Genomic DNA, 12,654 nt, shown 5'->3' on the forward strand with positions numbered 1-12,654 from the left:
GGACTTAATATGGCCTATCAGTTCGACTTCATACCGGTGGTGCAAAACACCGACCTGCTGCTGCGCGGTGCACTGTTCACCCTTGAACTGACGGCCATCGGCGCGGTGCTCGGAGTGGGTCTGGGCATCGTCGGGGCGCTGGTGCGGGCGTGGAACATCCGCCCGTTCGCCAGCATTTTCGGGATCTACGTCGAGTTGATCCGCAACACGCCGTTTCTGGTGCAGTTGTTCTTCATCTTCTTCGGCCTGCCGTCACTGGGCGTGCAGATTTCCGAGTGGCAGGCAGCGGTGCTTGCGATGGTGATCAACCTCGGCGCCTATTCCACCGAGATCATCCGTGCCGGCATTCAGGCGATCCCTCGCGGTCAGCTGGAAGCAGCCGCCGCGCTGGCGATGACGCGCTTCGAAGCTTTCCGCCACGTGATCCTGCTGCCGGCGCTGGGCAAGGTCTGGCCGGCCCTGAGTAGCCAGATCATCATCGTCATGCTCGGCTCGGCGGTCTGTTCGCAGATCGCCACGGAAGAGCTGAGCTTCGCCGCCAACTTCATTCAGTCGCGCAACTTCCGCGCCTTTGAAACCTACGCCCTGACCACGCTGATCTACCTGTGCATGGCGCTCCTGATCCGCCAGTTGCTGAACTGGATCGGCCGCCGCTACATTGCAAGGAGCAGCCAATGAGCGATTTCACTTTCTGGGACGTCGTGCGCAACCTGCTCACGGGCCTGCAATGGACCTTGGCGCTGTCGCTGGTGGCATTTATCGGCGGCGGGTTGATCGGCTTGCTGATCATGGTCATGCGGATTTCGAAAAAATCCCTGCCGCGCAACTTCGCCCGTACCTACATCGAACTGTTCCAGGGCACGCCGCTGTTGATGCAGCTGTTTCTGGTGTTCTTCGGCGTGGCGTTGGCCGGCGTGGAGATTTCACCGTGGATGGCGGCGGCGGTTGCCTTGACGCTGTTCACCAGCGCTTACCTGGCGGAGATCTGGCGTGGTTGCGTCGATTCGATCCCCAACGGCCAGTGGGAAGCCTCGTCGAGCCTGGCGCTCAACCCGCTGGAGCAACTGCGTTACGTGATCCTGCCGCAAGCGTTGCGGATCGCCGTGGCGCCGACCGTGGGCTTCTCGGTGCAAGTGGTCAAAGGCACCGCCGTCACCTCGATCATCGGCTTCACCGAACTGACCAAGACCGGCGGCATGCTCGCCAACGCGACCTTCGAACCGTTCATGGTCTACGGCCTCGTGGCCCTCGGCTATTTCCTGCTCTGCTACCCCTTGTCCCTCAGTGCGCGCTACCTGGAAAGGAGACTGCATGCCTCTGCTTAGAATTTCCGCCCTGCATAAATATTACGGCGACCACCATGTGCTCAAAGGCATCGACCTGAGCGTCGAGGAAGGCCAGGTGGTGGCGATCATCGGCCGCAGCGGCTCGGGAAAATCCACGTTGCTGCGCACCCTTAATGGCCTGGAATCGATCAACGATGGCGTGATCGAAGTCGACGGCGACTACCTCGACGCCGCCCGTGCCGATCTGCGCAGCTTGCGCCAGAAAGTCGGGATGGTGTTTCAGCAGTTCAACCTGTTCCCGCACCTGACGGTCGGCGAGAACGTGATGCTCGCGCCGCAAGTGGTGCAGAAAGTGCCGAAAGCCGAAGCCGCCGAACTCGCGCGGGTGATGCTGGAGCGGGTCGGGCTGGGGGAGAAATTCGATGCCTTCCCGGATCGGCTGTCTGGCGGGCAGCAACAGCGGGTGGCGATTGCGCGGGCGCTGGCAATGTCGCCGAAGGTCTTGCTGTGCGATGAGATTACTTCGGCGCTGGATCCGGAGCTGGTCAACGAAGTGCTGAGCGTGGTTCGGCAACTGGCGAAGGAAGGGATGACGTTGATTATGGTCACCCATGAGATGCGCTTTGCCCGGGAGGTTGGGGATAAGTTGGTGTTTATGCATCAGGGGAAGGTGCATGAGGTGGGGGATCCGAAGATTTTGTTTGCCAACCCGCAGACCGCGGAGTTGGCGAATTTCATTGGCACCGTCGAAGCGGCAGGCTGAAGGATCTTTAGTGGCTGGAAGGCCCTCATCGCGAGCAAGCTCGCTCCCACATCTATGGTTATGCGCTGCAGCAGGAGTTGGGGCAACACAGAACCCTGTGGGAGCGAGCTTGCTCGCGATTGACCGCGAAGCGGTCACTGCGCGTTGGCGGCAGCGTTTGATCGTGGCACGATGTCGAGGTTAACGACCGAGACCCCCTGACCATGCCGCAATCTCAAGCCAAGAATCTGTCCCTGATCGCCGCAATTGACCTGGGCTCCAACAGCTTTCACATGGTCGTGGCCAAGGCCCAAAACGGCGAAATCCGTATTCTCGAACGTCTCGGGGAGAAGGTTCAGCTGGCCGCCGGCATCGACGATGAGCGCCAGCTCAGCGAAGAATCCATGCAACGCGGGCTCGATTGCCTGAAGCGTTTCGCCCAACTGATCAGCGGTATGCCGACCGGCGCCGTGCGGATCGTCGGCACCAACGCCCTGCGTGAAGCGCGCAACCGCGCCGAATTTATCCACCGCGCCGAAGAAATTCTCGGCCACCCGGTGGAAGTCATCTCCGGCCGTGAAGAAGCGCGTCTGATCTACCTCGGCGTTTCCCACACCCTCGCCGACACCCCGGGCAAGCGCCTGGTGGCCGACATCGGCGGCGGCAGTACCGAATTCATCATCGGCCAGCGCTTCGAACCGCTGCTGCGCGAAAGCCTGCAAATGGGCTGCGTGAGTTTCACCCAGCGCTATTTCAAGGACGGCAAGATCACCCCGGCCCGCTACGCCCAGGCGTACACGGCGGCGCGGCTGGAAATCATGAGCATCGAACACGCCCTGCACCGCCTGACCTGGGACGAAGCCATCGGCTCCTCGGGCACCATTCGCGCCATCGGTCTGGCGTTGAAGGCCGGTGGGCATGGCACTGGCGAGGTCAATGCCGAAGGCCTGGCCTGGCTCAAGCGCAAGCTGTTCAAACTCGGCGACGCCGAGAAGATTGACTTCGAAGGCATCAAGCCCGACCGTCGGGCGATCTTCCCGGCGGGCCTGGCAATTCTCGAAGCGATCTTCGACGCGCTCGAACTGCAACGCATGGACCACTGTGAAGGCGCCCTGCGCGAAGGTGTGCTCTATGACCTGCTGGGCCGTCATCATCACGAAGACGTCCGTGAGCGCACGCTCAGCTCGTTGATGGAGCGTTATCACGTCGATCTGGAACAAGCGGTGCGCGTTGAGCGCAAGGCGTTGCATGCCTTCGATCAAGTGGCTGAGGATTGGGATCTGGATGACGGCGTCTGGCGCGAATTGCTCGGCTGGGCGGCCAAGGTCCATGAAGTGGGCCTGGACATCGCTCACTATCACTACCACAAGCACGGCGCCTACCTGATCGAGCACTCGGACCTGGCCGGGTTCTCTCGCGAAGACCAGCAAATGCTCGCGCTATTGGTGCGTGGCCACCGACGCAATATTCCCCGGGACAAGTTTGCCGAGTTCGGCGATGAAGGCATCAAGCTGATTCGCCTGTGCGTGCTGCTGCGCTTTGCGATCTTGTTCCATCACATCCGCGGCACCCAGGAAATGCCTCAGGTCGTGCTGCACGCCAATGGCGACAGCCTGGATGTGTTGTTCCCGGAAAACTGGCTGGACGAAAACCAGCTGACCCAGGCTGACTTCGGTCTGGAAGCGGAATGGCTGACCCGGGTTGGCTTTGTGCTCAACGTTCGCTGAAATTGAAAAAGGCCTTCTTCGGAAGGCCTTTTTTATGTCCGCGATTCAGCAGACGACGCATTACCCCCTGTGGGAGCGAGCTTGCTCGCGATAGCGTCGTATCAGTCGGCATCAATGTTGGCTGACAGTCCGCTATCGCGAGCAAGCTCGCTCCCACAGGTTTTGCGCGTTAACGAACGGTCAGAATCGGGCTACCCAAACGCTCCAGCAGCGTAGCCTGTGCACTGCGCGGGTTCTGGTTGCCGGTCGGCGTGTTGCGGATGTAACGGCCGTCCGCCTGCAAGCTCCAGCTGTGAGTGTTATCGGTGAGATAAAGCTCCAGCTCTTTCTTGACCCGCATGATCAGCTTCTTGCCCTCGACCGGGAAGCAAGTCTCGACGCGCTTGTCGAGGTTGCGCTCCATCCAGTCGGCACTGGACAGGAACATCTGCTCATCTCCGCCGTTGAGGAAGTAGAAGACCCGGGTGTGCTCCAGGAAGCGCCCGATGATCGAGCGCACGTGGATGTTATGCGAAACCCCGGCAATGCCCGGACGCAGGCAGCACATGCCACGCACCACCAGATCGATACGCACCCCGGACTGACTGGCCTTGTACAACGCGCGGATGATCTTCGGATCGGTCAGCGAGTTGAACTTGGCAATGATGTGCGCCGGTTTGCCGTCGAGGGCGAACTGGGTCTCGCGGGCAATCATGTCGAGCATGCCCTTCTTCAGTGTGAACGGCGCGTGCAGCAGCTTCTTCATGCGCAGGGTTTTACCCATGCCGATCAACTGGCTGAACAGTTTGCCGACGTCTTCGCACAAGGCGTCGTCGGACGTCAGCAGGCTGTAGTCGGTGTACAGACGGGCGTTCGCCGCGTGGTAGTTGCCGGTACCCAAGTGGGCGTAACGGACAATCTCACCGGCTTCGCGACGCAAAATCAGCATCATCTTGGCGTGGGTCTTGAAGCCGACCACGCCGTAAATCACCACCGCACCGGCCGCCTGCAGACGGCTGGCCAGTTGCAGGTTGGACTCTTCGTCGAACCGTGCCCGCAATTCGATCACCGCGGTGACTTCCTTGCCGTTACGCGCCGCATCGACCAGCGCATCGACGATTTCCGAGTTGGCGCCGGAGCGGTACAGGGTCTGACGGACCGCCAATACATGCGGGTCCTTGGCCGCCTGGCGCAGCAGGTCGACCACCGGTGTGAACGACTCGAACGGGTGCAGCAACAGGATGTCCTGCTTGCTGATCACACTGAAAATGTTCTCGCTGTTCTGCAGCAGTTTCGGGATCTGCGGGGTGAACGGCATGTATTGCAGCTCACGCTGACTGTCCAGACCGGTGATGCTGAACAGGCGGGTCAGGTTGACCGGACCGTTGACCTGGTACAGCTCGGTTTCGTGCAGGTTGAACTGCTTGAGCAAATAGTCGGACAACTGTTTCGGGCAGGTGTCGGCAACTTCAAGACGCACCGCGTCACCGTAGCGACGGGAGAACAACTCGCCGCGCAGGGCGCGGGCCAGGTCTTCTACATCTTCGGTGTCGACGGAAAGGTCGGCGTTACGGGTCAGGCGGAACTGGTAGCAGCCCTTCACCTTCATGCCCTGAAACAGGTCATCGGCGTGAGCGTGGATCATCGACGACAGGAACACGTAGTTGTCGCCAGAGCCGCCGACTTCTTCCGGCAACTTGATGACGCGCGGCAGCAGACGTGGCGCCGGGATGATCGCCAGACCGGAATCGCGGCCGAAGGCGTCGATACCTTCGAGCTCGACGATGAAGTTCAGGCTCTTGTTCACCAGCAACGGGAACGGGTGCGTCGGGTCGAGGCCGATCGGGGTAATGATCGGCGCAATCTCGTCGCGGAAATAGCGGCGCACCCAGGTTTTGATCTTGGTGGTCCAGTGACGCCGGCGGATGAAGCGGACCTGATGCTTTTCCAGTTCCGGCAACAGAATGTCGTTGAGGATCGCGTACTGGCGGTCAACGTGACCGTGTACCAGCTCACTGATGCGGGCCAGGGCCTGATGCGGTTGCAGGCCATCGGCGCCAGCCTGTTCACGGGCGAAGGTGATCTGCTTCTTCAGGCCGGCCACACGAATCTCGAAGAACTCGTCCAGGTTGCTGGAGAAGATCAGCAGAAACTTCAGCCGCTCCAGCAACGGGTAGGACTCGTCCAGCGCCTGTTCCAGCACGCGGATGTTGAACTGCAGTTGCGAGAGCTCGCGATGGATGTAGAGGCTGCTGTCATCCAGGCCGGGAATGGCAATCGCCGGCGCCGCATGTGCGGGTTCGGCCACCACCGCGGGTGGAGCAGGCTCCAGTTCCGGCGGGGTTTCGGCGATTTGCTCCACCACCGGTTGAGCGTCTTTCACGGCAACGTCAGTGAGTACTTCGGTATTCATCGAATGTTCCTGGGAGGGCTATTTTTGCTCTCGTAACAATTGAGCAGCACGGACGGCAAAGTAAGTCAGGATGCCATCAGCGCCTGCACGTTTAAAAGCGGTCAGGGATTCGAGGATAACCCCTTCGCTCAACCAGCCATTCTGAATCGCCGCCATGTGCATGGCGTATTCACCGCTGACCTGATAAACAAAGGTCGGCACTTTAAATTCTTCTTTGACCCGGTAGAGGATGTCCAGATACGGCATGCCTGGCTTGACCATGACCATGTCCGCGCCTTCTGACAAGTCCGCCGCCACTTCATGCAGGGCTTCGTTGCTGTTGGCCGGGTCCATCTGATAGGAGGCCTTGTTGGCCTTGCCCAGGTTCAGCGCCGAACCGACCGCATCGCGGAACGGGCCGTAATAGGCGCTGGCGTACTTCGCCGAGTAGGCCATGATCCGCACGTTGACGTGATCGGCCAGTTCAAGCGCTTCGCGGATCGCCTGGATGCGACCGTCCATCATGTCCGACGGGGCCACTACCTGAGCGCCAGCTTCGGCGTGAGACAGCGCCTGCCTGACCAGTGCGTCGACGGTGATGTCGTTCTGCACGTAGCCTTCTTCGTCGAGGATGCCGTCCTGACCATGGGTGGTGAACGGGTCCAGGGCGACGTCGGTGATCACACCCAGTTCCGGGAACTGCGCACGCAACGCACGGGTGGCGCGCTGGGCGATCCCGTTCGGGTTCCAGGCTTCGGCGGCGTCCAGAGACTTGAGCTCCGGCGGCGTCACCGGGAACAACGCCAAGGCTGGAATCCCCAGCTCGACCCACTTGGCCGCTTCTTCAAGCAACAGATCGATGGTCAGGCGCTCGACGCCTGGCATCGACGCCACCGCTTCGCGACGGTTTTCACCGTCCAGCACGAACACCGGCAGGATCAGGTCATCGACGGTCAGAACGTTTTCACGGACCAGTCGACGCGAAAAATCATCACGACGGTTGCGACGCAGGCGGGTTGCTGGAAACAAACGGTTGGCGGGGGTAAAGCTCACGGCAGACTCCTGAGCCCGCACTGGCGGGCGAGCGTGACAGTTATAAGCGGCCATTATGACCAACGTATGACAGTTGTGTGCATCCCTGCGTCACGTAGCCGCATTCCATTGTCCTTGTAGGAAATGTTCACGTCGAGACACATTTGGACACTTTCATGAATGTTCCCGAAGGGTTAGGCTGCGCGTTCATTTCGCCAGCATCCAGACAATGCTCCAACAATTTCTTCAGGAATTCGGCTACTTCGCCCTCTTTCTCGGCACGTTTTTCGAAGGCGAAACCATTCTGGTGCTCGCAGGCTTCCTCGCGTTCCGCGGATACATGGACCTCAAAGTGGTCATGCTCGTGGCGTTCCTCGGCAGTTATGCCGGTGATCAGCTGTGGTATTTCCTGGGGCGCAAGCACGGCCGCAAGTTGCTGGCGCGCAAACCGCGCTGGCAATTGATGGGCGACCGGGCGCTGGAACATATCCGCAGGCACCCGGACATCTGGGTGCTGAGCTTCCGCTTTGTCTATGGCCTGCGCACGGTGATGCCGGTGGCGATCGGCCTGTCGGGCTATCCGCCGGGACGTTATTTGCTACTTAACGGCATTGGTGCAGCGATCTGGGCAGCCGCACTGGCTGCTGCCGCTTATCACTTCGGCGCGGTACTCGAAGGCATGCTCGGCAGCGTCAAGAAGTACGAGCTGTGGGTGCTCGGTGCCCTGCTGGTACTGGGCCTGTGCCTGTGGCTGCGCCGGCGTTTCAAGAATGCCCGTCTGGCGAAGAAGATCTACGCCGACGAGCAGGCCGAGTTGGCCAAGTCTAACGAGACTAAGACGCCAGCCGAGTGAAACGGTTTCTGCAACAGTAGAGACCGATCCCGCTGAGCAGGCTGTAACTGAGCAAGCCGATCCAGCCCACTACGCTGGCCGGCCACAGCCCAACGACCGGCGCCAGCCACACCAGCGGCACATTCGACGCCAGGCGCAGCAGCTCCAGCTTCAGCGCCCACGGGCGATTCTCCAGGGCCACGCCCAACGTAAACAAGCCCAGCGCCACGGCACTCCAGCCGAGCACCAGCGCGGCGGTTGGCAAACTCTGCTCCAGGTTCATCAAGTAGCTGCCCAGCGCGATGTAGACGCAGAACTGCAACACGACGTAAAGCTGCTGACGCCCGTCCAGCGGCACTTCGAATTTACGGAACTGACTCAGGTCTGGCTTGTTCATCGGGTACCTGGCCGCCACGTCCGCCGGCCGCCAACCGGTGCGCATGAACCAGATGCGCAGCGAGTCCCATTTGCTTTGCGCACGCCGCGCGTCATCCCACAGCTGCGCGTAGAACTGCACGTTCGCCCACAACGGATTCCAGCTCGCCAGCGGCGTGGTCACGCCGAAAATCACCGGTTCGTTATCGTCCTCTTCCTGGAACGAGCCAAATAGACGGTCCCAAATAATGAACACCCCGCCGTAGTTGCGATCCATGTAGAGAGCGTTCTGTGCATGATGAGCCCGATGATTGGACGGCGTGACGAAGAACCACTCGAACCAGCCGAGCTTGGGAATGTGTTGGGTATGCACCCAGAATTGGTACAGCAAGTTCAGCGCGGCGACGCTGATGAACACCAGCAGCGGCACGCCGAGCACGGCCATCGGCAGGTAGAAGATCCAGCTCAGCAGGAAGCCGGTACTGGTCTGACGCAGCGCCGTGGACAGGTTGTAATCCTCGCTCTGGTGATGCACCGAATGCGCCGCCCAGAGGATGTTGCGTTCATGGCCCATGCGATGCAGCCAGTAATAGCAAAAGTCGTAGAGGACGAAGGCAAACACCCAGACCCAGACACTGTCGGCAGAGAGTTCGAACAGCGCCAAATGCTTGAGGGCAAATGCGTACGTGACCAGGCCGACGCCTTTGGTCAGCAGGCCGGTGGTGGTCGACAACACGCCGGTACTCATGCTGTTGATCGCATCCGCCACGCGATAATTGCTCACTCCACGCCAACGGTCGGCCAGCAGTTCGACGGCAATCAGCACAAAGAAAAACGGCACCGCATACAGAATGAAGTCCATGACGCGCCCTGATCGGAATCTTGAGGACAGATCCTAGGTGTAGCCGCGAATTAACCCTATGGCAACGAGTGACAAATTAGTGGACATTTAACGCCATGAATCTGGAGAAAAGCCCATGAGCAAAAAAATTGCAGTGATCCTATCCGGCTGTGGCGTGTACGACGGCGCCGAGATCCACGAAAGCGTGATCACCCTGCTGCGTCTGGACCAGCGCGGCGCTCTGGTACAGTGTTTCGCACCGAACATCGCGCAGTTAAATGTGATCAACCATCTGACCGGCGAAGAAATGCCCGAGTCGCGCAACGTACTGGTGGAATCGGCGCGGATCGCAAGGGGCAACATCAAGGATATCCGTGAAGCGAGCGTCGACGACTTCGACGCGCTGATCGTGCCCGGTGGTTTCGGGGCGGCCAAAAATCTGTCGAACTTTGCCATCGAAGGCGCTGGCTGCACCGTGCAACCGGATGTCCTTGCTTTGACCGAAGCGTTTGCCGAAGCGGGCAAACCGGTGGGGTTGATCTGCATTTCGCCAGCGCTGGCGGCGAAGATCTATGGACCGGGCGTAACCTGCACCATCGGCAACGACGCCGACACAGCAGCCGCCATGAACAAGATGGGCGCCACCCACAAAGATTGCGCGGTCACTGACATCGTTGAAGACAAAGCACGCAAACTGGTGAGCACCCCGGCGTACATGCTGGCGCAGAGCATCAGTGAAGCAGCTTCGGGTATCAACAAGCTGGTCGACCGTGTTCTGGAATTGACCCACGAAAACGACGCCTGACACAGACCCCTGTGGGAGCGAGCTTGCTCGCGATAGCGGTCTGACCGTCGACATCAATGTTGAATGTTCCGCCCCAATCGCGAGCAAGCTCGCTCCCACAAGGTTCAGGTTTTGCGGGAAAGTCGCGTGAGGATCCGGTCCAGCGCATTGGCAAACGCTTGCTTTTCACGCTCGCCAAACGGCGCTGGCCCGCCGCTCATCTGCCCCTGTTCACGTAGATCGGTGAACAGGTTACGCACCGCCAACCGATCGCCCATGTTCTGCGCATCGAACTCTTTGCCCCGTGGATCCAGCGCCGCAACGCCCTTTTTCACCAGACGATCGGCCAGCGGCACATCGCTGCAGATCACCAATTCGCCGGGGACCGCGTATTCCACCAGATAATCGTCTGCGGCATCCGGACCGCTTGGCACCACGATCAGCTTCACCAGGGCCAAACCCGGTTTGATCTGCGGCTGTCCGGCTACCAACACCACTTCGAACTGGCGCTTGAGGGCGAACTTCACCACCAGATCCTTGGCCGCCCGGGGGCAGGCGTCGGCATCGATCCAGACACGCATTGTGTTTTTCCTTTTAAAGGATCACTCGGTCAGGAAGCCGGCACCCGCCGCTTCTCGGCCATCCGGCTGCGACTGTACAGCACGATGATCGCCATGATCGCCACGACCTGAGCACTCAGCGAATACGCATCAGCGTGGATGCCCAGCCAGTCGAAGTCAAAGAACGGCACCGGTCGGGTGCCGAAAATCCCGGCTTCCTGCAACGCCTTCACGCCGTGCCCAGCAAACACCACCGACAGCGCGCACAGCAAACCGGCGTTGATGCTGAAAAACAGCGACAGCGGCAGTTTCGCCGAGCCACGCAGAATCACCCAGGCCAGGCCGACCAGCAACACCAACGCCGTCGCACCACCCGCCAACACCGCGTTATGGCCCGCTGGACCTGCCTGCAGCCACAGGGTCTCGTAGAACAAAATCACTTCAAACAGTTCGCGATACACCGAGAAGAACGCCAGCGTCGCAAACCCGAAACGCCCACCGCCGCCCACCAGGCTGCTCTTGATGTAATCCTGCCAGGCCGCCGCGTGACGACGATCGTGCATCCACACGCCGAGCCAAAGCACCATGACAGCGGCAAACAACGCCGTCGCACCTTCCAGCAATTCGCGTTGCGAGCCGCTGACATCGATCACGTACGCCGCCAACGCCCAGGTCGCCAGACCCGCCAGCAGCGCCAGCCCCCAACCGACGTTGACGCTGCGCACTGCCGATTGCTGGCCGGTATTGCGCAAGAACGCGAGAATCGCCGCCAGCACCAGAATCGCTTCCAAACCTTCGCGCAACAGAATCAACAAACCGGAAATGTAGCTCAGGGACCAGCTCAAACCATCGCTGCCCAGCAGGCCGGCGGATTCCTTCAACTTGGCCTTGGCCGCGTCCAGACGCTGCTGGGCCTGGGCCACCGGCAAACCATCCTGCAACGACTGACGGTATGCCATCAGCGATTTTTCAGTGTCTTTGCGCACGTTGGCGTCGACGTTATCCAGCGAGCTTTCGACCAGTTCGAAACCCTCCAGATAAGCCGCCACCGACAGGTCATAGGCCTGATCGTGATCGCCGGCACGGTAGGCTGCCATGCTCTTGTCCAGGGTCGCGGCGGTGTAGTCGAGCAATTGCGCCGGGCCACGCTTGACCTGCGGCGGTTGCGCCCGCTGCGCACGGAAGGTCGCCGCCGCTTGCGGCCCCTCGGCGGCCTGCACTTCTGCGGGAGTCTGACGGGCCAGGTCGGCGATGTTGTAGGTCTTTTCGGATTTTGCAGCAGCCGGGTCGGCGCTGAAGCTGGCGATGTAAGTCGCCAGATCCCAACGCTGACGATCGTCCATCTGATCGGCGAAGGCCGGCATGTCGGTGCCTTCGACACCGAGGCCCAAGGTGCTGTAGATCGCGTAGAGGCTCAGGTGATCCAGCCGCGCCGCATCACGCAGATTGGCCGGCGGCGGCATCAGACCGACACCCGCCGGACCATCCCCGGCACCCGCGTCACCGTGGCAAACCGAACAATGCTGAGCGTACAGCGGCGCACCACGGGTCGGATCCGGCGTAATGATCGGCGCCTGGCTGACCTCATAGGCCACGGCCAGCCTGGCGCCGAGTTGCCGTGCCTGGCGACCGACGTCCGCGCCGTCCTGACGCGCAGTGATCGCGTTGCGCAGCGTGCTGACGCCCTGCTCCAGTCCGGCTTTTTCCGGTTTGGCCGGCATCGCGGCGATCAAGCCTTGCAGTACCTTGATAAATTCGAGCTGCTCTTGGTATTCGGACTCATCAATGACCTTGCCCGCTTGCACCGTTTGCGGGTAATCCGCGCCGATGTAATCGAGCAAATGCAACGCTTGCGGCGCGCCTTCCACGGTGTCAGCCAACAGATTGAAACTGCACAAGGCAAACAGCGGCAACACCAGCCAGGCCAGGAAACGGGACGGGGCAGTCATGAATGAATCTCAATTGGAAATACGAAGTAACACATTGTTCACTTCCAATGACTTTCACTCAAGCTTTGTTGTGCGGTGATCGGCACGGCTTGTGATCGGCTGCTTAGGTTCGCGCTTCCGAACCATAGTGGCACTCCGTGAAAAAGCGCAACTAA

Annotated in this window: 11 protein-coding genes; 6 read left to right on the forward strand and 5 right to left on the reverse strand. The window is 60.5% G+C overall.

Annotated features, from left to right (window positions below; genetic code table 11):
- Positions 1-9: 9 nt before the first annotated feature.
- From ACYZT7_RS31000 to ppx, 4 genes are all read left to right on the forward strand, one after another.
- On the forward strand, positions 10-678 hold the full coding sequence (locus tag ACYZT7_RS31000) for an amino acid ABC transporter permease (RefSeq protein WP_462039424.1): 669 nt from the start codon (positions 10-12) through the stop codon (positions 676-678).
- Positions 675-1,325, forward strand: a complete 651-nt coding sequence (locus tag ACYZT7_RS31005) for an amino acid ABC transporter permease (protein WP_462039425.1) — start codon at positions 675-677, stop codon at positions 1,323-1,325. Before ACYZT7_RS31000 ends, ACYZT7_RS31005 begins: the two co-directional genes overlap by 4 nt.
- Positions 1,312-2,049, forward strand: coding sequence for an amino acid ABC transporter ATP-binding protein (locus tag ACYZT7_RS31010; RefSeq protein WP_462039426.1), 738 nt, complete (start codon positions 1,312-1,314; stop codon positions 2,047-2,049). The genes ACYZT7_RS31005 and ACYZT7_RS31010 overlap by 14 nt, the downstream gene beginning before the upstream one ends.
- Positions 2,050-2,252: 203 nt before the next feature.
- On the forward strand, positions 2,253-3,755 hold the full coding sequence (ppx, locus tag ACYZT7_RS31015) for an exopolyphosphatase (RefSeq protein ID WP_462039427.1): 1,503 nt from the start codon (positions 2,253-2,255) through the stop codon (positions 3,753-3,755).
- Between the two features lie 169 nt (positions 3,756-3,924).
- On the opposite strand, the gene ppk1 is transcribed toward ppx, so the two are convergent.
- Positions 3,925-6,147 (reverse strand): polyphosphate kinase 1, encoded by a 2,223-nt coding sequence (ppk1, locus tag ACYZT7_RS31020; RefSeq protein WP_462039428.1) that lies wholly within the window; start codon positions 6,145-6,147, stop codon positions 3,925-3,927.
- A gap of 18 nt (positions 6,148-6,165) precedes the next feature.
- Complete coding sequence (gene hemB / locus ACYZT7_RS31025; protein ID WP_218439308.1) at positions 6,166-7,179, reverse strand: porphobilinogen synthase; 1,014 nt, start codon at positions 7,177-7,179, stop codon at positions 6,166-6,168.
- Positions 7,180-7,387: 208 nt separating this feature from the next.
- On the opposite strand from hemB, the gene ACYZT7_RS31030 reads away from it, so the two are divergent.
- Complete coding sequence (locus ACYZT7_RS31030; RefSeq protein WP_462039429.1) at positions 7,388-8,011, forward strand: DedA family protein; 624 nt, start codon at positions 7,388-7,390, stop codon at positions 8,009-8,011.
- On the opposite strand, the gene ACYZT7_RS31035 is transcribed toward ACYZT7_RS31030, so the two are convergent.
- A complete protein-coding gene (locus ACYZT7_RS31035) occupies positions 7,992-9,227 on the reverse strand; it encodes a sterol desaturase family protein (protein ID WP_462039430.1) in 1,236 nt (411 codons plus the stop codon). The two genes, ACYZT7_RS31030 and ACYZT7_RS31035, sit on opposite strands and share 20 nt — an antisense overlap.
- Before the next feature lie 115 nt (positions 9,228-9,342).
- On the opposite strand from ACYZT7_RS31035, the gene elbB reads away from it, so the two are divergent.
- Positions 9,343-10,011: an isoprenoid biosynthesis glyoxalase ElbB gene (gene elbB, locus ACYZT7_RS31040; protein ID WP_462039431.1), complete on the forward strand. Its 669-nt coding sequence runs from the start codon at positions 9,343-9,345 to the stop codon at positions 10,009-10,011.
- A 104-nt stretch (positions 10,012-10,115) separates the two neighbouring features.
- Here elbB and ACYZT7_RS31045 read toward each other — a convergent pair whose 3' ends face one another.
- Together ACYZT7_RS31045 and ACYZT7_RS31050 are read right to left on the reverse strand one after the other, a co-directional pair.
- Positions 10,116-10,571, reverse strand: a complete 456-nt coding sequence (locus tag ACYZT7_RS31045) for a YaiI/YqxD family protein (protein ID WP_462039432.1) — start codon at positions 10,569-10,571, stop codon at positions 10,116-10,118.
- A 29-nt stretch (positions 10,572-10,600) separates the two neighbouring features.
- Positions 10,601-12,499, reverse strand: coding sequence for an FTR1 family protein (locus tag ACYZT7_RS31050; RefSeq protein ID WP_462039433.1), 1,899 nt, complete (start codon positions 12,497-12,499; stop codon positions 10,601-10,603).
- Positions 12,500-12,654 lie beyond the last annotated feature (155 nt).

The organism is Pseudomonas sp. RT4P38 (assembly GCF_054897765.1).

What these genes read in the sequence shown, in the direction of transcription:
- ACYZT7_RS31000 (WP_462039424.1), top strand. Translation starts at nt 10, where the DNA reads ATGGCCTATCAGTTCGACTTCATACCGGTGGTGCAAAACACCGACCTG.
- ACYZT7_RS31005 (WP_462039425.1), top strand. Translation starts at nt 675, where the DNA reads ATGAGCGATTTCACTTTCTGGGACGTCGTGCGCAACCTGCTCACGGGC.
- ACYZT7_RS31010 (WP_462039426.1), top strand. Translation starts at nt 1,312, where the DNA reads ATGCCTCTGCTTAGAATTTCCGCCCTGCATAAATATTACGGCGACCAC.
- ppx (WP_462039427.1), top strand. Translation starts at nt 2,253, where the DNA reads ATGCCGCAATCTCAAGCCAAGAATCTGTCCCTGATCGCCGCAATTGAC.
- ppk1 (WP_462039428.1), bottom strand. Translation starts at nt 6,147, where the DNA reads ATGAATACCGAAGTACTCACTGACGTTGCCGTGAAAGACGCTCAACCG.
- ACYZT7_RS31030 (WP_462039429.1), top strand. Translation starts at nt 7,388, where the DNA reads ATGCTCCAACAATTTCTTCAGGAATTCGGCTACTTCGCCCTCTTTCTC.
- ACYZT7_RS31035 (WP_462039430.1), bottom strand. Translation starts at nt 9,227, where the DNA reads ATGGACTTCATTCTGTATGCGGTGCCGTTTTTCTTTGTGCTGATTGCC.
- elbB (WP_462039431.1), top strand. Translation starts at nt 9,343, where the DNA reads ATGAGCAAAAAAATTGCAGTGATCCTATCCGGCTGTGGCGTGTACGAC.
- ACYZT7_RS31045 (WP_462039432.1), bottom strand. Translation starts at nt 10,571, where the DNA reads ATGCGTGTCTGGATCGATGCCGACGCCTGCCCCCGGGCGGCCAAGGAT.
- ACYZT7_RS31050 (WP_462039433.1), bottom strand. Translation starts at nt 12,499, where the DNA reads ATGACTGCCCCGTCCCGTTTCCTGGCCTGGCTGGTGTTGCCGCTGTTT.